Raw genomic sequence first — 20,521 nt, forward strand, 5'->3', positions numbered from 1 at the left:
CGTAACGTATGACACTTATTGACTCCCTAAAATCATTCTTTAAGAAAGGGAAGGTTAAAGCGGGAATGGGAAATTACTTAAAAACAATTACCGATCATCCAGATATTAATTTGCCAACAAGCGAAATTTTACGCATTCAAGAAGATTTGCGTTACTATCGCAATGATATGAAAAAGGTCTCTTACTACAATACGTATAATCAAAAGAAAGAACGTAAGCCACATACATTAGCTTTGACTAAGCAAATGTCACGGCAATTAGCATCGTTGGTGTTTAACGAGGGTATGACTATTTCGATTCAACCGCATGTTGATGAGAAAGAAACTGCAAATACGCAAGAAAATGATGAGTTGGACCAATTTATTAAGAAGGTTTTGGCTGATAATAACTTCAATCAAAATTATGAAGAGAATCTCGAACTAGGGATTGCGACTGGTGGATTTGCAGTTCGACCCTATATTGAAAATGGAGCCATTAAGTTGGCATGGATTGGTGCAGATCAATTTGTCCCGCTAGACTCAAATACGAATGAGATTACTTCAGCGGCGATTGTTAATAAGCGGACTGTTTCAGAACGTGACACAACTGTTTGGTACTCATTGTTAGAGTTTCATTATTATGATGAAGTAGCTCGAACAGAAACAATTGAGAACGAGGTTTATCGTTCAGAGACAGCCAATGAAATTGGTCAAAATGTACCGCTAAGCAATTGGGATAAAAGTCTACCTGAAAAAGTTGTATTATCAGGTCTTTCACGACCAACATTTGCTTATTTTAAAATGCCTGGTAAAAACAATTTTGCAGTTGAAAGTCCCCTCGGTGTTGGTATCAGTGAGAATGCTAAGTCAATTATTGACGCAGCGAATATTGCTTATGATCAATTCGTACGGGAAGTTCAATTGGCAAAGCGGCGTGTATTTGTTCCATCATCAATGATTCGTCCTACCGCTAAACAAGAAGGTAACTTATTTGATGATGGATTCCCAAAGTTCGATGAAGATGAAGACGTCTTTATGCAATTTAAGGATAAAGAAGGTGCTAACATCACCCAAGTTGATACAACGATTCGTAATGTTCAGTACACGGCAACGCTACAGTATCATTTGCATGCTTTAGAGAATAATGTAGGGCTTTCACAAGGCACATTGACGACTGATGGGGCAATCAATGATAAGACAGCGACAGAGGTTGTTTCAGACAACAGCGCGACTTATCGAACTCGTTCAAGTATCATCACACAATGCGAGAAACAACTATACGGTTTGATTCGTAGTATTTTAGAATTAGCTAACTTACCTCTATTTGAGGGGAAAACGCTTCTTAATTACGATATTCAAAAAAATCCGATTGATATAAATCTTCACTTTGAAGATGGCGTATTTGTCGACAAGGACGCTCAAGCCAAGCAAGATATGCTGATTGTTCAACAAGGTATGATGCCTAAGGTTGAATTTCTGCAACGCAATTATGGGCTGTCTGAAGAAGATGCCAAGCGCTGGATTCAAGAAGCTCAAGATGATGTAGCTAATAATGACCCATTGCCTAAAGAGCAAAAAGGAATGTTTGGTGATGGTGGAGGTGATGAATAGTCATGGTCATTACCGCAGAAGGCATGCAAGTGCAGGCAGACAAGACAGTTAATGTTTATGCTCAATTGGAAGCACAAATTTTTAAACGCATCATTGAAACGCTGAAACATGTCGATATTGAGCAATATGATGAGAAAACGATTGTTGAATGGCAACTGCGACAACTAAACAATATAGGAGCTTTAAGCAAGGAAGTTATTAGTGATGTGCAAAAGGTCAATCCAGCTATTAAGCAACAAATAGACCGATTAATCAGAGATAACGGTTGGCAAATCAAAGATGAAATTGATGAGCAATTGCAGGATATGTTGCATAAGCCAGCCCCAATTAGTAGTGAGAGTGGACAAATTATTAATGCAGTCATTGATAAAACCTTTCTTGATTTAGATAATTCAGTCAATCAGACATTATTAACGACTAATATTCGCAACAATACTGCTTTAAAGACTTATCAAAATATCGTGAAGCAAACGACACTAGCAGTTCAGTTAGGTAATAAAACGCCACAGCAAGCTCTAAAAGAAACAATTTATAAGTGGGTGGACAAAGGATTACCAACTCAATTAATCGATAAAGGTGGGCATAGCTGGAGCTTAGAGACATATGCAAATACGGTAGTCAGTAATTCAGCACATCGAGTATTCAATGAATTAAGAACCAACCGTATGCAAGAGTTCGGTATGGGGGTAGCTCTCATGAGTTCGCATCCTGCTGCTCGTGAAGCATGTGCTTATATTCAAGGTAAACCGGTCAATATTGTACCGCCTGGTAGTGAAAAATATGACAGACGATATGACAGCATCTATAATCATGGATATGGGAAAGCGTCAGGTACTCAAGGTATCAATTGTCACCATACTTTGACACCGTTTGACCCAGATACGATGACTAATCATTATCAACAATTTGATCCAAAAGAAGCGATTGAAAATGGTAAGGTTCAAGCTAAACAACGGTCAATTGAACGAGCTATTCGAGCAAGTAAAAAGCGTATGAATGCTGCCGAAGCACTAGGTGACAATGAAGGATATGACAAGTACCGAATGCAGCGTAATGCCCAGCAAGCTAAAATGCGTGAATTTCTCAAAGAAAACGATTGGTTAAAACGTAATCGCGATCGCGAACAAATCTATTCAGGCATGCGACCTAATAGAAAGAATTTGAAAAACTCATCAGCTGACCGCAATTATGTGCAACAAAAGATCCATTCAGGCGAATATAGTGTTAGAATCAATAGTGAAAAGCAAGGACCGCATATGGAAAAAACACGCATGCCTGGTAAGAGCTATTTTAAAGATGGTACTGATGTGGATGAATTGATTTATAGATACGCAGGTACTGGTGAGGTACGGACAAGTAAATCGGGCAATTACATGAATGTTGAAGTGATTAAAGATGTCGGCGATGTGCATGGGGTAGACGTCATGAGAGACGGCACTGAACGCAAGGCAAATGGTATAACAATTCATTATTCTAAGAAACGTACACATGTAGTACCAAGATACGATGACTAAGGAGCCTTAAAATGAGACAAGTCAACTTTTATGATATTTTTAATTCAGATGATAGGAAACAAAGATTAAAAATCCTTGATATTGATGGTCGGATTTTTGAAGGGTACTTTGATGGACAGACAGATGCCTTTGACAATGACCCCGAAGTGGATACGATCGAATTGGAATTAGATAATGGTAGAATCGTTACTTTTCCAGAATCAGATATCAAGACAATTGAATTAATTGATTAAGCGCCAAGCATTTGCAAGGCGTTTTTAATTTGTACATTAAAAGAATAACCATTCATTTATGGACCTGAGTAAGTCCTTAAACTGCTCTTTTATTATGCACAAATTCCATACGGGAGCAGCCCCGTTCATCAACTGCTAGGAGGATATGCATGGCATTTACAACGGAAGCACTACAAGCCTTAGGGTTGAATGACGAACAAGTGAAAGGAGTGATGGCAGAGCATGGTAAAGATGTGAATGAGCTTAAAGAGCATAATTCAACACTGACTGCTGAACGTGATAGCTATAAATCACAAGTAGATGAAGTGACTAAGAATTTGGAGGCAGCAAAAAAGAACGCTGAAAAGGGTTCTGAAGCCCAACAACAGGTTGAAGAGTTGCAACAACAGCTCAAGGACAGTGAAAAGCAAGCCCAAGAGCAACTGAAATCTCAGCAAAAGGCTTTTTCAATCGATAAGGCTTTAAGTGATGCTGGTGCTAAGAATAATAAAGCTGTGGAAGCTTTGTTAGATGTTGATGCAATTAACATTGATGAAAATGGTACATTGAATGGATTGTCTGAGCAATTGGAGAAGTTGCAAGCTGATACCTCAACTGGATTTTTGTTTAACACGGGTGATGATGAAAATAATAAAAACCCTAGCGTCAAAATTATTCAACAAGGTAATCCAGGTCGTGGATCTAATACGACCATTGATTTGTCAAAAATGCCTTATAAGGAACAACTGGAATTGAAACAATCAAATCCAGAACAATATGAAGCAGCTCGAAACGAGCTACAAGGAGGAATTAATTAATGGCAGGAAATGAATTAACACAATTAGAACAAATGATTGACCCACAGGTTTTAACCGACATGATTAGCGCTGAATTGCCGAAAGCGATTCGATTCAGCGCCATTGCGCCAATTGATACGACACTAGAGAGCCGACCAGGTAGCACAGTGACTGTCCCACGTTATGAATATATCGGTGATGCTAAAGATGTTGCCGAGGGCGCTTCAATTGATTATGCTCAATTGAAGACATCAACTGATACCTTCACTGTTAAGAAAGCCGGAATTGGTGTTAAGCTGACCGATGAAGCGGTTTTGTCTGGATATGGCGATCCTGTGGGTGAAGCACAAAAACAAATTACGATGTCAATTGCGTCAAAAATTGACAATGACATTGTAGCAACGGCGACAAAGGCTCGTTTGCAATTAGCTTCTGCCGATTTTACAAAGCTTGATTTTATTGACCAAATCGAAGCAGCGTTTGCGGATGACGCTAATCCTCGTAATTTTGAAGTAGATGACACAGCTCGAGGTGTTATTTTCATGAACCCAAAGGACGTGAACAAAGTCCGAAAGGCTGCCACTATTGATTGGACTCGCGGTAGTGATTTGGGAGATAGCATTATTATTTCTGGTGTATTTGGTGAAGTGCTAGGTTGGCAGTTTATGCGATCTCGAAAGATTCCTGAAGGTTCGGCAGTTGTTGCTAAGCCTGGTGCCATGAAGACGTACATGAAACGGGGAATTAATGCCGAAACTGGTCGTGACATGGATAATAAGTCAACTAAATTCAATGCTGATGAACACTATGGTGTTGCAATTTATGACGATACAAAGCTACTTGTCATTAAGCCTTTTGACTTCACTGACGGAACCATCATTGAGCAAAACGTAACTCTCATTGAAGACGCTTCAGTTCGTAAGTCTAACAAGGCGGGGAAGACATCAACAAGCACAACAACAGAGACGTCTACAAAGTAAGTGAGGTGATTCGTAATGGATTATCTTGACTTCAAAACATTTAAGGGTTTGGGCTTTTCTCAATCACAAGAAACATTTAACGAACTTTTACCAAAAGCAACTCGTCAATTAGATGGGCTGACCATGGATTTTTACAAACGTAAGCATAATCTGCAAGAAGACCTACAATCAAATCAAGATGTTCGGCGTTATCGTGGTGAAGCTTTTCAAATATCTGTTGGACTCACAATTGAATTCATGGATGAAACTGGTATAACAAGCACAATTGCCCTTTCCAATGCTAATACACCTAATATCACGATTGGTCGTACGCATGTAGATGCGACAAATCCGGTAAAAGGCCTTGTCAACTCTTCACAGGGATACGTTGTTCCTGAAGAAGCTGTGCGACAGATTGCACCATACGGGTTACTGTATCGGGGGATTTAACTATGGCTATGAAAATTCCAACAATTCCAAAGTCAATGGCCAACCAAACAGCCACGTTGATTAAGCATGCGAGTTCATCAACTGAAGATGGTGAGCGCATCACTGAGGAAACAAAGACGGACCTGAACCATGTTGTTTTTCAACCAGGGACCATCTATTTAGGAACAGGTAACGACCGCACAATTACAGCTAACGGAGTGTTATTTTTATATGCTAATGTGACTACGCCAATGCCGACACTGACCAATGCTGATATTGGTTCAATGGTTGAAATTGAGGGAAGTCTCTACAAAATACAACGTATTATTGATAATAGAGAGCCATTTAGTAATGACATCTGGAGTTATGAAATCGAGGTGTTTTAATGCCAGTAACTGTGAATGTTGATGGACTTACAAGTCGATTTAGCAAGCCTAATATTGCTAAGGCAAGATATGCATCAGCAAATCAGGCCATGCTCAATATGAATAAGTATGTGCCTTATTCTGGTGAAAATAGTAATCAAGATCACTTAAGGGATACTGGTCATGTTGCCAGCGACGGTCAGTCAGTGACATGGACTACCGCCTATGCTCACTCTATCTTTTTAGGACTTGTGGGTGGTAAGTATCCTATCCAGAATTACACAACGCCTGGAACAAGTAAGCGTTGGGATTTACGCATGACTGGAAATAGGCAAGATATGTTAGAAGTTACTAATGCATTTAAAAAGACGCTGATGAAAGGCTAATATATGGATTTACTCAACCAACTAGCTAAAAAGGTGAATCAACTAGATTTATCTGAACCACTAACCAAATCCAACATCAATGCGGATTATAAATTCGGTATCTACACGTTACCGGGTTCAAAAATCGTTGAAGAGGATATGGCCGGAAACCAGGAAAAATTGATTCCTATTGAAATTGCTTATCGCAGCAATGATTATACAAAAGCGACCAATATGCTTACGCAAGTAAGTGACATGTTAAATAATTTAAGCCAATTAGACACTGACGAAAGTTATTCATTTAATCGATTAGACATAGAGCCACAGCCCTATGCTACAGGTTTAATGATTAATGATGAGGGTGTTTTTTTATTGGACTTCTCAGTAACCATTACAACCAAAAAGGAGCGTGTTTATGACTGAATTTGAACAAAATTGGAAGAATCGTATCTTTATTGATACGGCGGGTAATACTTCCTTAGAAGACCTGTCAAAGGCTAAGTTTGCATTGTTAGCTGCAGGTATTACAACACAAACACCATCAGCCTCAGAAACAGCCGATACAACACCATATTACGATGGTATGGGATTCTCGTCTCATGATGTAACAGGTAAGGCCATTCAATTTGCGATTGCTGGACATCGACTGGAAGGCGACGCAGCCCAAGACTATGTCGTGCCTAAATTCATTGCGATTGGTGATGCCTTGAAGACATTGGGCAAGTGGGTTGATGCAGAAGGCAACACAGTTTACTTTGTTGCTACATTAACAGCCATTGTGCCTTATGGTGGCGCTGCCAATGTTAAGCAAACATTTAGTTTCACACTTGCAGCCAATGGTGCACCATGGCTAGTTAAGAAAGATGCTAAGGAAGCTATTCTACCTGATGGTACAACGAAGCCACTGCCAGATGGTTTAGTGGACCCGAAAACGGATCAGGGCAAGTAACGCCACCAGATGCTCCTGATCATGGTCAAGGTGGTTCTGAATCAAATGGCACTTCTCAATCCACAAGCACTAGTGCATCCGTGAGTGAAAGTATTAGTGAATCAAAGAGTCAACAATCGTAATTAAATAAGGCATTCAAGTCGCCATAAATACACAATACCTATGGGGCGGCAGGTACATAAAGGAGAAAAAAACATGGCAAAACAAATTAACTTGGATACACAAATCATCAACACACTTGAGGTCAAGATTGGTCCTAAGGCAATGAAAGCAAAGTATACAGCTGAAACTGACCGTGAGCTGGCAGATAAGGCAATTGATTATTATGCTATGCATGATGACTTAAATATTGACAAGCTATTGTCTGAAAACACGGTTGATGAAGCTAAACAAAAGCTACATGAAGCGCAAGATGGGATTATTGAATTGGGGACTTATCTAATTGATAAGTTGTTTGATGAAAAGGATGCTGAATATATTAAGAAGCAAACTCGTGGACGCGTTGCTAATTATGACAACATTACTGAAACACTAGTTAAGGCCGGTGATGCTAGTTCATTTGAATTAGGTAATTACTAATGCTTTCGCTAACGGAACCGTCACTTACTGAGGTTAGTTATCACGGCAAAGAGTATCCATTAAATCTTACGTTCGATTCAGTTATTACCTTGTATGGTCTGTTAGATGACTCAGATATTGCATCACAAGTTGATGCCCTTTATCAGCTATTATCACCGCAAGGGACAGTCAATGATGATAATCAATTGAAGCTACTACTGATTAATACAGTCCTAGACTACTTGTCAGAAAAACCCTATGGTACATCTGGTGGAGCAATAGATTTAGCGGGTAATGTTTTAAAGAGTGTCGATATGCCACCTGATTTTGATTTTGAACAAGATAGCGCTGCTATCTATGCCTCATTTAGGCAATATTATGGGATTGATTTGAATGAAGAACGCGGACACATGCATTGGGATACGTTCATTGCTTTATTTGATAATTTAGGTGCTGAGACACCCATTAATCGAATTCGCAGTATTCGCAACGATGATTTGAGTGATTATCAGGGCGAAGACAATGTTCAGCGTCTGCAAAACATGAAAGAACTTCAATCGTATTACATGCTCGATTCAGTTCGTGAGAAGCTAGATGAAGAAACAACTGCAGATCCATTTGCGGGGATTTTCGGAATCAAATAGAAACATTCTAGAGGAAAGGGGGAAGACGTATGGCAGTTGATGGAAAAGTCGAAATTGCGCTTGAGCTAGAAGATAATTTAAATACTGAACTTCCTAAAGCAATTGATTCAGTAAAGAATGCTGGGGATAAAATTGAAGCCCAAGCTAAAGAGTCAAATCAGTTAGTGCGGCGAGAAGCTGAAAAAACACGGGAAGAGTTGGACCGTAAGTTCGGTAAAGCAACGCGTGTTAAATTAGTGACTGACGCTGATAAGCATGGTATTAAAAACTTTGATGCGCTGTTAAAGGAATTGCCTAAGAAAAAACAAACGGAACTATTAGCAAAGACTCAAAAAGGCGAGGTCATCAACTATGAAAAAGAGTTGCGTAAAGTTCCAGCTAAAATTGTTTCTAAAGCAGAACTAAGTGACCATGCATCAGAGGGCTTACGGGGATTGAAGCGTGAAACCACAGGCCTACAAAAAGAAGCAACTGAAACAGGTCATCGCTTCAGACGCTTGAAAGACATCATGATTGGGAGTTTTGTTGGTAGCGCAGTGACATCAGGTATCTTTGCAATTACAAATGGGCTGCATGAAGCAGCTAAAGCTGGTCTTGAATACGACAAAGTGCAAGATACGATGAAAACTAATTGGAAAGTCCTAACAACTGAAGCACCGCGAGATGGTAAAGAAATGATCTCTTTTATCAATAACCTATCCCAGCATTCTATTTATTCGGCAGACTCAATTGATAAGATGGCCCAATCTTTTTATCACATTAATTCAAATGCGCCAAATGCAAAGAAGTGGGCTCAAGATTTTGTTAATCTAGGTTCAACGCTACACGTCTCCAATGATGCACTACGTGAGTCTGGAGAACAATTCTCAAAGATTGTTGCTGGTGGTAAAGCCAGTCAAGAAGACATGAATGTCATGATCAATCGTTTCCCAATGTTCGGTGAGGCTCTTGAAAAAGCATCCGGTAAAAGCATGAAGCAACTACAGGAAATGTCATCAAAGGGACAACTATCAGCAAAACAGTTTACAGATGCTTTAGATTATTTAGGTAAAAGTATAAGGACAGTCAGGAAGAAGCTTTAAATTCGGCGCAAGGTATGGGTATGTACCTAAGTTCGCGGCTTAGCAAATTAAGCGGTGATGTCATGAAGAGTTCCTTCAACATGAGTAAATCAACTTTAGGAGCTATTAAAGAAATTACTTCGGACAAGTCCATGGAAACCTATTCCAAAGGAATAAGTGCGGCGATTGGTAGCATGACGACTACATTGGCATATTTCATTGAGTATATTGCTAAACATCAAAAAGATATAGTGGGAATATTTGGTTCGATTAAAGATATCGCGGGTGCATTAATCGGTGGTGCTTGGGATTCAGCTAAAGCGACTATTTCGTTTATGGCTGACATGTTTGGAAAGCTTGGTGGAAATGCTAAAAAAAGCCACGATCCATTAAAAAATATCAATAGTATTCTCAAAGATATTGCTAAACATAAAGATGCACTTAAAACACTCGGTGGAGTTTTAGCAGCTGCTTTTGCAGTAAAAAAGCTAGCAAGTTTTGCTGATGGGATTAGAAACATCAATGATTCTTTAAAAATTACCAGTGGCATGAAAAAAATTGGTGGATCATTTATTAAACCAAAAGTTGATGGTTCCGATGCAAAGCGTGAACTAGGTATTCTCGGTAAGGCAATTAAGGGAACAGCAAAAGGAATTGGTAAAGCATTGAAATGGACAGCTAAGATTTCTACTAAAGCTGCGATTGCTGCCCTAAGCGGATTAAAGAAAGCGGCAGAGGTTGCTGGTGCAGGAATGAAGGCAGCTTTTAACTTTGCAAAAGCTAACCCTATTTTGTTGATTATTTCAGTCATAGTCGCACTAGGTGTTGCATTCTACGAACTCTATAAGCATAATAAGAAATTTCGTAATTTTGTAAACGGCATTGGCAAAGCAATTAGTTCATTCTTTAAATCTGCAGGAAAAACAATTGACAAGGGGATTAAGACCGTTAAAAAAGCATTCAAGGGGATCGTTAACTTCTTCAAGAAAGACTGGAAGGAAATTTTACTTTTAATTGTGAATCCGTTTAGTGGTGCTTTTGCATTACTATACAAGCACAATAAAAAGTTTCGTGACGGAGTTAATGGTCTGATTAACTGGTTTAAGAAGAATCTATCTAGTTTTGGAAAATGGCTCCCAAAAACTTGGCATAATATCTGGGACCCAATCGTTGATTTCTTCGAAGAGGTGTGGAATAACATTAAAAAGATTGCCTCTCGCGCTTGGGATTGGATTAGTGATCATATTAGTGGTTTTGGTAAATCGATTCGTAAGATTTGGCGCAACACTTGGAATGCAATTGCTGACTTCTTTGGTGATATCTGGAATAACATTAAGAGTATGGGTCAAAAGGCATGGAACTGGATTTCCGATAAAATGGATAACTTTGGTTCCAACGTTTCTAAGGGTTGGAAAAGCTTGTGGAACGGACTCAAGGATTTCTTTGGTGATGTCTGGAATGGCATTAAAAAGACTGCAAGTGACGGTATGAATGCAGTAATTGGCTTTATCAATAAAGGTATTGGTAGCATTAATTCTGTCATTCATACTTTTGGCGGAAGTAAACATGCTATAAAAGATATACCTAAATTCGCTAAGGGAACAAAGGGAGCACCACAGGGGCTAGCAATGGTCAATGACGGTGCTGGCGAAGAGATGATTATCGATAATCAAGGTGCACCCCACGTCCTAGAAGGGCGCAATCGTTTAGTTGCATTTAGTGGTGGCGAAACAGTTATCCCACACGAAGATACTAAAACACTATTCGGTGGATCAATACCACACTTTGCTAAAGGAACAACGAACTGGTTTGAAGGGGTGACAGATTGGGTTAAAGATAAGTGGGATAGTTTGAAGAATTTCATCAAGCACCCACTTAAAGCAGTCGGTGGAATCATGAACAACGCAATTAAAGGAGCAACATCACATACCCCTGAATTCGTTAAAGAATTCGTTCCACCAGTAGGAAACCAGTTTGTTAAGTCAATCATCAAACCAATCACGTCACTATTTAAGAAATTGAACAGTAAGCACGAAGACGATATGGGGGATGCCGGTGGTAATCACGGTAATCCAAGTGGTGCTGGTGTACAACGTTGGCGTGGGCTGGTTAAAAAAGCCCTTGAAGCTAATGGGTTAAGCACTAGTAACAGCATGATTGAAAAGGTGCTTCGTCAAATTGCAACTGAATCGGGTGGTAATCCCAAAGTGACACAAGGTGGTGCCGATCCAGATGGAGACGGTTCAGGACCTGCTATGGGGCTTATGCAAACGAAGCGGGCAACGTTCTTATCTAATGCATTCCCCGGTCATCATGATATATTCAATGGTTATGATAGTTTGTTATCAGGTTTGCACTACGCAAAGGGGCGTTACGGTTCTGACCTTTCATTCTTAGGTAATGGACATGGTTATGCTAACGGTGGCTGGGCTAATCAAGCAAGTATTTTTGGTGAGGTTCCGGGAGAACCAGAAGTTGCCATTAATCCAAAAAGACCAACTGCGGATAAGTTATTGCTGGAAGCTGCGCAAGCAACAGCCAAGAAGCAACCAAATAGCTTAATGGCCAAGATGATTATGCAGGCTGAAATTGCTAAGAAATCACTACAATCAGGACACAATGTCAACCAACCATTAGGTGCAGGAAGTAACACACTACAAAGTAGTAGTTATCAAAAAGTTAAAAATGGTGATTTAGTGGTTGAAGTTAATCTTGATGGACGTCAAATTGGTCATGCTGTTTCGCCAATTATCGAAGCATTACACGATCAGAAAATGACAGTTCAAGCAAATGCTATGGGGTTAGGAGGTAACTTAAATTATGGCATCTAGTTTTGAGCCAACCTTAGTCGTTGAACGCTTAGACGGCACAAAATACGATCTAGGCCATGAAGGAATTAGAGTTATATCATTCGACCCACCATCACCGGCTTACCAACATACCTATACACAAATGGGTCATTATGGTGCCAAACGTACAAATACAGTTATGCAACAAGTCGTTCTACCGTTAACTTTCGATGTCTATGCAGAAAACAATTACGATTATGAATTGCAACGCTTGAAAGTACTAAAAATATTTGACTCTCAGACAGAGTTTTATATTTATAGTGTCCGCATGCCGTATCTGCGTTGGCGAGTGATTGCTCAACCGTTTAGCTACCCGCGGTTAGGTAATTACTGGAAAGCCAAAAACATTTCAATTAGCTTAGATTGTCCAACTGGATTTGCAGAAACGTCTGTTACGTCATCTAAGTTACTAAGTGATGAATTGTTGCACCTAGGTTTTCAGATGGATATTGATAGCAAAGCACTTCCCCAATATCAATTTAGTAATATTAGTCACTTTAACTTTGAAAATATTGGACGCATTCCATTATTGGCAGACGAGAACCCAGTCGTTATTAAATTTAAAGGGAACGCCCCCAACGGGTTAACCCTTATTAATCACACGACTAATCAAAAATTCCAGTATTTCAAACCACTTACTAAAAGCAATACACTTGAATTAAACGGGTTGATTCCAATTGTTGATGGTAAACAGAAGTTGGGAAACGGTAATTCAAGCCGCTCCTATTTAGATTTCAAGGTTGGCCAAAATAGCATTGAGCTAATTGGTGCAAGTGATTTCCACATTTCATTTGAAACGAGGTTCTATTTCTAATGGGCGTGATTTATCTTAAAAACCTTAATAATGATGAAACAACAGCAGCCGTTTCAGAATTAACAGTTAATCAAAACATGGGACAACTTGATACCGTTGCATTTAACTTTATTGATGATGATTTAGGAATTGCAGGGAGCATGATGATTCCCGGAACAATGGTCACTATTCCTGAAACAGGACAGATGTTTAGAGTGCAAAACGTGGGACGCGAGTTAGCAGGTTTAAATGTAAAATATACCGTTACTGGGATAGCGTGCGCAGCTGATTTGCACAATACGTATTTAGATCAACGCCTAAACGATACTCAGAGTTTAGACGCGTGTCTGAAGTTCATTACAAGTGGAACGCCAATCACATACGTCATACACGATAAGTTCCCCAACTATTCATTCAGTGATGGTTTCGGTGGTGATTATGCTGACGCGTTGTTGATAAATACATTAGCAAACGATTTTAGGTTTGAGTGGTGGTTTGATAACTATGTATTACACGTTAAAAAGAAAATTGGGGAATCTGATAGTTTTGTATTTATCAATAATCTCAATGTTAATGATATTAGTTACACTGAAGACTATTCTGGTATTCGAACACATATCAAGGGCCTTGGAAAAGCCAAAGAGCAAAAGGATGATAAGAAACCGACAGAATATTTAGCAATGGCAGAGTATACAAGTCCCAACGCCAAATTATGGGGAATTAAAACTGCTGCTACCATTAGTGATGAACGTTTCACAAATAATGAAGCATTGCTTGACTACCTGAAAACGCAACTACAAGATTATCCGTTAATTCAATATACGATTAGCCAACTATCATTTAGTGATCATGCGGTTGTTCACAACGACATAAATGTTGGTAATAGTGGCTGGCTTAAAGATAGATTCGGTGTAGATATCGATGTGCGTATTATCGGGACTGTTACACACCCACAAGACCCACAAATTGATGACTCAGTTACATTCGGGAATACGTTATACAGCGCAACGAAAGAACAAATTAGACAAAAAGCATCTAATAAGAAAAACAATGCCATCGGTAAAAATATCGACGATAGAATTAACAATATTCAAAATTCCATTTATGAGGGGGTACATTCAATTTGAGTAAACTGCCTAGTAGAAACCCTTCTTCAGGTTATATCAAACCAGAGGAAGGCGTAGGATACGTTATAGCCAGTGATAATGGTGCTATACGTACAATTATCACAGCGCATGGTTTCAATTTAGATCCCGCTGATTTTAGTGATTTGACATTACCAGCGCTTGTATTTTCAGACGAAATGGGTCATACACATGAGATCAGCATCGATAGTAAAAATATGTTGCTAATTGATGAAGAACCCATGGTTGATTTAGATGCGTATTATACTAAGAAAGATGTTGATAACATGCTTAATTTAACTGCCCCAAATGGTAATAAATTCAAAGTAACAGTTTCTAATGATGGGACACTGCATACGGGAAAAATTTAATGGAGGTTTAACGTGAATCAAAGATTAACGATAGACCAAGTAAATAAACAACTAGCCAATCAGGTCAAACAAATTAACAAAATCAATGATACTTTGGTCGATAATGATGTTATTGCTAGTTATCATGGTATTCACTTAGAAAAAATAAATGGTATGTATAATCGTGATTTTTATTTAAGAGTAGTTTCAAACTTAGATGGAATCGTGAAATATTTAAATCAAACTATCGATGCAATCAATAACCAAGCGCACTTAGTTTATATCGATACTGGAGAGCCGCTTACTTTTTTATACGGTAAAGCCGTTCTAAAGATAAGTATTAATGGCTTTTTTATTGATTTACAAACGTTTATGCAAAGAATTGATGACAAATTATCAGATTGCATATTTGTCATTTCACAGTTCTATTCAATTAAATAAGGAGAGGATATGACGACAAAAGCAGAAGCAAGTATTCCCCAAATTAAAGAGGGGAAATTTATAATTGTCGATACTACACTGAGATCAACCGATACCATGTGGTTTGACGAAATGAGTGGAGATTACGGAGACGCAGGGCGTAAAGTATACTTGGCCATCAAAGATAGAGCATTAAGCAATAATCCTAAAGTGCCACTTAAGCCAATGGACTTGAATGGTATGGACGTTCGATTACAAGGGCATGATGCCAATGGCGTATTCAAACGAGTCTCACTAGCAACAAGAATGATCGATGCAGAAAAAGGGCGTGTTGAAATCACAATTCCGCGTGAAATTTACATCAACCCCGGGGCTTACGAAAATGCGGAGTTTGAAATTTATGAGGTAAATGGTGACACAGTTATCTCAACTGTTCCTGTTGGGTTTGAAGTTTATAACAATCATGCTCACATTACGACTAATGAAACGAAGCAATTTAGTGACGAATTTAATGCACTAATCAAAGAATTAGAGAGCGCAACGGCTGATGAAATTGAAAAGTTAAATGCAAAATTTTCTGAACTCATTGCAAGTGTTAAAATAGCAAACAATAATGTTGCGGGACTAGAACAATCGGTGGCCACTTGGACTAAGAATGTTGCAGATAAGGCAGTCGCTTTGTTGGACGGGGATAATCAGTTCACTGGTAAAAATGATTTTTTAGTTCCTATTAATGGTTTTGTAACGGGTATTACCAATAAAATTTATACAGTAAATGACCCGAAACAGGACGTTAATGATATTAATAAGCTACGTAGTTTACCGGAAGCAACAACTACCGTTGATTATTATTCAAATAACGGCACTTTGAATAATCCGATGGAGAGTAATTACTTTATGGTCGAAACTCGAAAGGTGACTCGAGATACGGCCTTTCAAACCATTACGAATATGAACTTGGTTGATGGTGAGATTAAACAGCGAACGGTCCAAGCCATGTCAACACAACCGGTATTCGGTAATTGGTATACAACGGCAAAGTGGTGTCCTTGGCGCACGTTAGTGCCTTACTTAGGCGATAAATTTGTCGTGGGGCTAATTGTTCCACAGTATCGGTTTAAAGGTCAGTCTGTTGAAATTAAGGGTGATATCAGTCCGAAAGAAACGATTGAGAATACAAACGGTGGTGAATATACACTGTTTGATAACTTGCCATTTAAATTTGCGACTGGACAACAACAAGTCCAAATTGGGTCAGGAAATACTGTCTTTGGATACTTTACGACCGGTAACCGTATCGTGATGCAAAAGTATATGTTTGCTGGGAAAGATGCGCCGGTTATCAAGGGTGGCTATATTGGAATTGCCGGTACCTTTGCATTAGACTAGTAGGAGGATAAGATGCCATTTAAACAATATGATAAAGAATTAGGGTTCTACATCGGCGAAAGTGACTTGCCATCAGATAACCCTGATTGGGGTAATACAGATGTCGATTTGCCCGGAGAAATTGGTCAAGGATATATATTTGTGTTTGATGAGAACATCCAGATGTGGCGATCACTGAATGAGTCGCAATGGCAGGACTACTTAGCAGAGAAGATGACACGTCTGCCGGATGATGATGAGCAATTCAAAGCAATGGTAACAGGGCAATTGGTAAGTCTATCCAAGTCCGTGGTTAGCGCGACTACCCAGCTCATGTTGACGACACGTTCGGTCACGGAATTGCAAACACAAGTCAAGCAACTCACAGAGGCAAAGGAGGAAGCACAGCATGTTTGATTTATATAACAATCTGTACAAGCTAGGTTTAATGAAAGCTAGCGATATTCAAGATATTGTGACGTATTTACCAACATTTGGTTTGACACCATTGGATTATGAAAAGATTACAGGACAAGCTTGGCCAAAAGAACAAGAAACAACCTAAGAGCTGCCAAAAGGGTAGCTCTTTTAATTTAGACTTAGAAAGGAATATTTATGGATGTATACAGCGCATTTGAATGGCTAATGAGCTATGCCAATGGCATGACCATCTCATTTGTGTTGGCCGTCGGCGTCTTTATTGATGCACTCTTGGGTTCCAGTTGGCGTAAGGCCAATGGGTTGCGACGTAATTCGAACGGGTTCTTTAATGGCTTTTTGAAGAATATTTCTCTGGCGCTCATTCCCGCTACGTTTTGGTTGGCGAATATCTTGTTTTACTATTTACCGCCTGACCCAACACACCCGCAATTCCGCTACAATCCACTCATGTTTGACTTTATCAGTGTTGGAGCAGGAATGTACATTGGTGATTGGCTACTACACAGTATTTTGGCTAATTGGAAATTGTCAGGACGTACCATCAGTCCGCGTATTGAACGATGGATTCAAGAGGAGTATGACAGCAAGATTGAACAACACAATTTAAAACTTGATAAGTTAGGAGACACACATGAGGACAAGTGATAACGGATTAAATCTAATTAAAGAATTTGAGGGATTTCGTAGCGCTGCGTATGATTTAGGTGATGGTGGCTGGACGATTGGCTATGGATCATTTAACGTGCCCGGCGTAGGCCCAGGAACGGTGTGGACAAAGGAACAAGCGACAGCGCAGTTGCGTAAGGATGTCGTTCGTTTTGAGAACGCAATTAATGGCATTGGGGCAAACTTGAACCAAAATCAGTTTGATGCACTTGTGTCGTTCACGTATAACTTGGGACCAGGCTGGATTAGTCAGTATCCGACTATTGCACAAGCATTGCGTAACGACAATTGGCAGTATGTGACTGACTCAATGAAGAACTTTGTTAACCCGGGTTCGCCATATGAAGCGGGCTTGCGACGACGGCGTCAAGTTGAGACAGACCTATTTAATAAGCCAGCAGTAATGCCTAAGTACACGCCAGCTCAGAAAGAGTTTATTCAGGCCGGGAATGTCTTTGAACTACGACGAGCGATTGTGGCAGATGAAATCAAACATGTTAATGGCATGTGGCAAGCGGTTAATTATGAACTAGCTGGTAGTCGTAATTTCAGCTGGACAGATAATGGTATTCCGTTAGCGATTTGTGATAAGACAAATGCTAAGGGAGAGAAGTTCGGCGACCAAAATACGGTCAGTCCTGGTGATTTTATTCGAGTTAACGACACGTATAATCATGGCACAATTGATCAATATGATATCCCAACCAACGGAGTGGGGATTACAGTGGGAAGCTATGGCATGATTTGGTTTAATGCGGATACGTTGTTGAAAATGTAAATGAATAAGTAGCTTGTGATATAATCAAGTTGTTGGTTATCATAACTTGCCAAAATTATTTAGACCAATATAAAAAAGCCTCAGTCGGTGTCTCTTAAACGAGTTACTGACTGGGGCTTTTTTATTTACTCTCGTTTTGCTCTAACGCGTCCGTAAAGGATTGGTGTTAGTGGGTTTGTGTATTTTTACAAAAAAATCCATTGCGTGATGCCATTCAAGAAGCACCCCGTAAGCGCTTTGAACAAGAACACTGGTCTGACAAGGCTTAAAACTGATAAAACAACGTTTATTGATGGAATAAGCGTTGTTTTTTTGTGTTTTGGCTATAAAAAAACGCCCATCCAATCAGATAGACGTTTTCTTGATTATGATTGAGTAGCTGCCATTGAAGCGATGATACCAACGAAAATCAACGTTACGACAAGTGATGCCACAAGGATGATGAACATCCATAGTCCAGCACGATTCCAAGTTGATTGGATTTGCTTAAATGTTGCAATATCTTCTGGTGTGTTTTGGAAACCACTCTTCTTCCAAGCCCAACCGTTCCCTAATGCGCCACAGAAGATGGCCCAGATGAAACCGAAAATTGGTACTGGGATAAGTACAAGTAGTGGGAGATATGACTTGTTTCCAAGTCCCCAGAACATGTTAAAAATAAAGGCTCCCCAGTTCCAGCCTTTGACTTCTGCAGGGACTTCGTTTACTGAATTATTTTCCATAAGTATCGTTACTCCTAAAATAAAATTGATTAAAAACTAACATATAATGTATATACTACTATATCGAAATGTGAAACACCATTGTTTTTTAATAAAAGTTAATGAAATAGATTTATTTACATTAGCATAGTGATGTATGGGATGCTAGTGCTTTTGCATGAATAGGTATTCCGTTGTACAATAAGAGAAACCGGTATAACCGATTGGGAAGGGAGTAGGATCCATGCACTTGAGTATTCAAACCATTTATATGGTCGTAACTGGCGCAAATATGATTTTTTTAATACTCTGTGCATTGGGGATTTATCGAGGTATTCGTGATCATGATCGATACTTAGTGATTGTCTACTTACTCTTAACACTGGGAATTATCATTGCTGTAAAGCTAACTTTACAAGCAACCGGAATTTTAAATTAGGTGGTGGAACGTATGAGTGAAAAAGCTGGATTTTCAGATTTTGAAAAGGAAGCCATGCGAGAGCGCGCACAAGAGTTACGCCGTGAACAAGAAAATAAACGCAGTAAAAAGAATCCCGAAGCGGACGTATTAGAAACAATTGCTGAAATGAGCGATAATAGTGCGGAAATTGCCATGCACATTCATCAATTGGTTCATGAATTAGCGCCGGACCTTAAAGCAAAAACTTGGTACGGGATGCCTGCCTATGCAAATGCTGATAATAAGGTGGTCTTGTATTTTAAGAATGCAGAAAAATTTGAAGCCCGGTACGGTATTCTTGGGTTCAATGATGCGGCACACTTGGATGCTGGGACAATGTGGCCTGTTGATTTTGCCATTAAAAACTGGAATGATCAGGTTGCCCAAGCTGTAACTGACTTGATCAAGAAGGCTGTCGTAGTTTAATCGCATTGATTGAGATAATTGGAGGAAAATGATGACAAATATTGCAATTTTGGGTGCCGCTGGGCGAATTGGTCAACTTGTGCGTGCCAACTTAATTAATCAAACTGATATGAACGTCACTTTGGTAGCCCGTTCAGCTGAACAACGGCTTAAGATTCATGACGACGATCGTGAAACATTTGTTTCAACTGATTTAGATGATGTAAAACTTGTTGCTGAGGCACTCAAAGGACAAGATATCGTTGTCTTAGCAGTTGCGCCACATCCTGAATTAGCGCAAGCGGTTATCCAAGCGATGCACGATGCTGGCATTTCACGCTTAATCGTTACTGGTGTATTGGGTGTCGATGACGAAGTGCCAGGAGCATTTGGTGCTTGGAATGAATCAATGATTGGTGGGGAACTACCAGAATTGAAGGCGGGATACCAAGCGCTAATGGCGAGTGATTTAGATGTGACATACATTCGGATGACTTGGCTATACGACGATGCAACTGAATTGACTTATGTTATCTCACAACCAGGTGAACCATTGCCTGGGGTACAAGTCACACGTGAGGCGGTTGCAGCATTTATCACAAAGCAACTTGCTGAAGGTGCACAAGCTTACCAAAATGAGTCAATTGGGATTTATGAACCTGGTTCAGAAAAGTTTTCAAAGCCAACTTTTTATTAAAAATTAAAAGCAGCATCACCTGAACGC

Annotated in this window: 27 protein-coding genes; 26 read left to right on the top strand and 1 reads right to left on the bottom strand. The window is 39.5% G+C overall.

Features of this window, described 5'->3' with window-relative positions:
- Nucleotides 1-8 precede the first annotated feature (8 nt).
- The 23 genes from D3P96_RS02895 (at nt 9) to D3P96_RS02995 (ending at nt 18,231) form a co-directional block, all read left to right on the top strand.
- Nucleotides 9-1,589: a phage portal protein gene (locus D3P96_RS02895; RefSeq protein ID WP_244919048.1), complete on the top strand. Its 1,581-nt coding sequence runs from the start codon at nt 9-11 to the stop codon at nt 1,587-1,589.
- Between the two features lie 2 nt (nt 1,590-1,591).
- Nucleotides 1,592-3,103, top strand: a complete 1,512-nt coding sequence (locus D3P96_RS02900; protein WP_124942901.1) for a phage minor capsid protein — start codon at nt 1,592-1,594, stop codon at nt 3,101-3,103.
- A gap of 11 nt (nt 3,104-3,114) precedes the next feature.
- A complete protein-coding gene (locus tag D3P96_RS02905) occupies nt 3,115-3,336 on the top strand; it encodes a hypothetical protein (RefSeq protein WP_124942902.1) in 222 nt (73 codons plus the stop codon).
- A 149-nt stretch (nt 3,337-3,485) separates the two neighbouring features.
- Complete coding sequence (locus D3P96_RS02910; protein ID WP_124942903.1) at nt 3,486-4,133, top strand: phage scaffolding protein; 648 nt, start codon at nt 3,486-3,488, stop codon at nt 4,131-4,133.
- The gene (locus tag D3P96_RS02915) at nt 4,133-5,092 is read left to right on the top strand and encodes a N4-gp56 family major capsid protein (RefSeq protein ID WP_124942904.1); all 960 of its coding nucleotides are present in this window, start codon (nt 4,133-4,135) and stop codon (nt 5,090-5,092) included. Before D3P96_RS02910 ends, D3P96_RS02915 begins: the two co-directional genes overlap by 1 nt.
- 15 nt (nt 5,093-5,107) lie before the next feature.
- Nucleotides 5,108-5,521 carry a hypothetical protein gene (locus D3P96_RS02920; RefSeq protein WP_124942905.1) on the top strand — a complete coding sequence of 138 codons (414 nt, stop codon included), beginning with the start codon at nt 5,108-5,110 and terminating at the stop codon, nt 5,519-5,521.
- Between the two features lie 2 nt (nt 5,522-5,523).
- On the top strand, nt 5,524-5,886 hold the full coding sequence (locus tag D3P96_RS02925; protein WP_244919049.1) for a putative minor capsid protein: 363 nt from the start codon (nt 5,524-5,526) through the stop codon (nt 5,884-5,886).
- Nucleotides 5,886-6,251, top strand: a complete 366-nt coding sequence (locus D3P96_RS02930; RefSeq protein WP_124942906.1) for a minor capsid protein — start codon at nt 5,886-5,888, stop codon at nt 6,249-6,251. The genes D3P96_RS02925 and D3P96_RS02930 overlap by 1 nt, the downstream gene beginning before the upstream one ends.
- Before the next feature lie 3 nt (nt 6,252-6,254).
- Nucleotides 6,255-6,653: a phage tail terminator protein gene (locus D3P96_RS02935; protein ID WP_124942907.1), complete on the top strand. Its 399-nt coding sequence runs from the start codon at nt 6,255-6,257 to the stop codon at nt 6,651-6,653.
- Entirely contained in the window at nt 6,646-7,179 is a 534-nt protein-coding gene (locus D3P96_RS02940; protein WP_244919050.1) for a phage tail tube protein, read from the top strand. The genes D3P96_RS02935 and D3P96_RS02940 overlap by 8 nt, the downstream gene beginning before the upstream one ends.
- 195 nt (nt 7,180-7,374) lie before the next feature.
- A complete protein-coding gene (locus tag D3P96_RS02945; protein WP_124942908.1) occupies nt 7,375-7,758 on the top strand; it encodes a hypothetical protein in 384 nt (127 codons plus the stop codon).
- A complete protein-coding gene (locus D3P96_RS02950) occupies nt 7,758-8,381 on the top strand; it encodes a Gp15 family bacteriophage protein (RefSeq protein WP_124942909.1) in 624 nt (207 codons plus the stop codon). The genes D3P96_RS02945 and D3P96_RS02950 overlap by 1 nt, the downstream gene beginning before the upstream one ends.
- 29 nt (nt 8,382-8,410) lie before the next feature.
- Nucleotides 8,411-9,463 (top strand): tape measure protein, encoded by a 1,053-nt coding sequence (locus D3P96_RS08440; protein ID WP_244919051.1) that lies wholly within the window; start codon nt 8,411-8,413, stop codon nt 9,461-9,463.
- Between the two features lie 80 nt (nt 9,464-9,543).
- Nucleotides 9,544-12,273, top strand: a complete 2,730-nt coding sequence (locus D3P96_RS02955) for a hypothetical protein (RefSeq protein WP_244919052.1) — start codon at nt 9,544-9,546, stop codon at nt 12,271-12,273.
- Nucleotides 12,263-13,105, top strand: a complete 843-nt coding sequence (locus D3P96_RS02960) for a phage tail domain-containing protein (RefSeq protein WP_124942910.1) — start codon at nt 12,263-12,265, stop codon at nt 13,103-13,105. The genes D3P96_RS02955 and D3P96_RS02960 overlap by 11 nt, the downstream gene beginning before the upstream one ends.
- Complete coding sequence (locus D3P96_RS02965; RefSeq protein WP_124942911.1) at nt 13,105-14,211, top strand: phage tail protein; 1,107 nt, start codon at nt 13,105-13,107, stop codon at nt 14,209-14,211. Before D3P96_RS02960 ends, D3P96_RS02965 begins: the two co-directional genes overlap by 1 nt.
- Nucleotides 14,208-14,579: a hypothetical protein gene (locus D3P96_RS02970; RefSeq protein WP_124942912.1), complete on the top strand. Its 372-nt coding sequence runs from the start codon at nt 14,208-14,210 to the stop codon at nt 14,577-14,579. Before D3P96_RS02965 ends, D3P96_RS02970 begins: the two co-directional genes overlap by 4 nt.
- A 12-nt stretch (nt 14,580-14,591) precedes the next feature.
- A complete protein-coding gene (locus D3P96_RS02975) occupies nt 14,592-14,999 on the top strand; it encodes a hypothetical protein (RefSeq protein WP_124942913.1) in 408 nt (135 codons plus the stop codon).
- A gap of 9 nt (nt 15,000-15,008) precedes the next feature.
- Complete coding sequence (locus tag D3P96_RS02980) at nt 15,009-16,367, top strand: BppU family phage baseplate upper protein (protein ID WP_124942914.1); 1,359 nt, start codon at nt 15,009-15,011, stop codon at nt 16,365-16,367.
- Nucleotides 16,368-16,379: 12 nt separating this feature from the next.
- The gene (locus D3P96_RS02985) at nt 16,380-16,763 is read left to right on the top strand and encodes a hypothetical protein (RefSeq protein WP_124942915.1); all 384 of its coding nucleotides are present in this window, start codon (nt 16,380-16,382) and stop codon (nt 16,761-16,763) included.
- Complete coding sequence (locus D3P96_RS08335; protein ID WP_185696070.1) at nt 16,756-16,911, top strand: hypothetical protein; 156 nt, start codon at nt 16,756-16,758, stop codon at nt 16,909-16,911. Before D3P96_RS02985 ends, D3P96_RS08335 begins: the two co-directional genes overlap by 8 nt.
- Before the next feature lie 50 nt (nt 16,912-16,961).
- Nucleotides 16,962-17,432, top strand: a complete 471-nt coding sequence (locus D3P96_RS02990) for a hypothetical protein (protein ID WP_124942916.1) — start codon at nt 16,962-16,964, stop codon at nt 17,430-17,432.
- On the top strand, nt 17,419-18,231 hold the full coding sequence (locus tag D3P96_RS02995) for a glycoside hydrolase family protein (RefSeq protein ID WP_124942917.1): 813 nt from the start codon (nt 17,419-17,421) through the stop codon (nt 18,229-18,231). The genes D3P96_RS02990 and D3P96_RS02995 overlap by 14 nt, the downstream gene beginning before the upstream one ends.
- A 365-nt stretch (nt 18,232-18,596) precedes the next feature.
- Here the strand turns inward: D3P96_RS02995 and D3P96_RS03000 are convergent, their stop codons facing one another.
- Entirely contained in the window at nt 18,597-18,953 is a 357-nt protein-coding gene (locus tag D3P96_RS03000) for a ribonuclease G (protein WP_124942918.1), read from the bottom strand.
- A gap of 223 nt (nt 18,954-19,176) precedes the next feature.
- Between D3P96_RS03000 and D3P96_RS03005 the strand changes: the two genes are divergently transcribed.
- From D3P96_RS03005 to D3P96_RS03015, 3 genes are read left to right on the top strand one after another with little or no spacing between them, the layout of a single operon-like run.
- Nucleotides 19,177-19,371 carry a hypothetical protein gene (locus tag D3P96_RS03005; RefSeq protein WP_124942919.1) on the top strand — a complete coding sequence of 65 codons (195 nt, stop codon included), beginning with the start codon at nt 19,177-19,179 and terminating at the stop codon, nt 19,369-19,371.
- 12 nt (nt 19,372-19,383) lie between these two features.
- Entirely contained in the window at nt 19,384-19,818 is a 435-nt protein-coding gene (locus tag D3P96_RS03010) for a DUF1801 domain-containing protein (RefSeq protein ID WP_124942920.1), read from the top strand.
- 31 nt (nt 19,819-19,849) lie between these two features.
- Nucleotides 19,850-20,494, top strand: coding sequence for an NAD(P)H-binding protein (locus D3P96_RS03015; protein ID WP_185696072.1), 645 nt, complete (start codon nt 19,850-19,852; stop codon nt 20,492-20,494).
- Nucleotides 20,495-20,521: the final 27 nt, after the last annotated feature.

The sequence above is a fragment of the Weissella viridescens genome, assembly GCF_003862435.1.
In the GTDB taxonomy this organism is placed as follows: Bacteria; Bacillota; Bacilli; order Lactobacillales; family Lactobacillaceae; genus Weissella; species Weissella viridescens_A.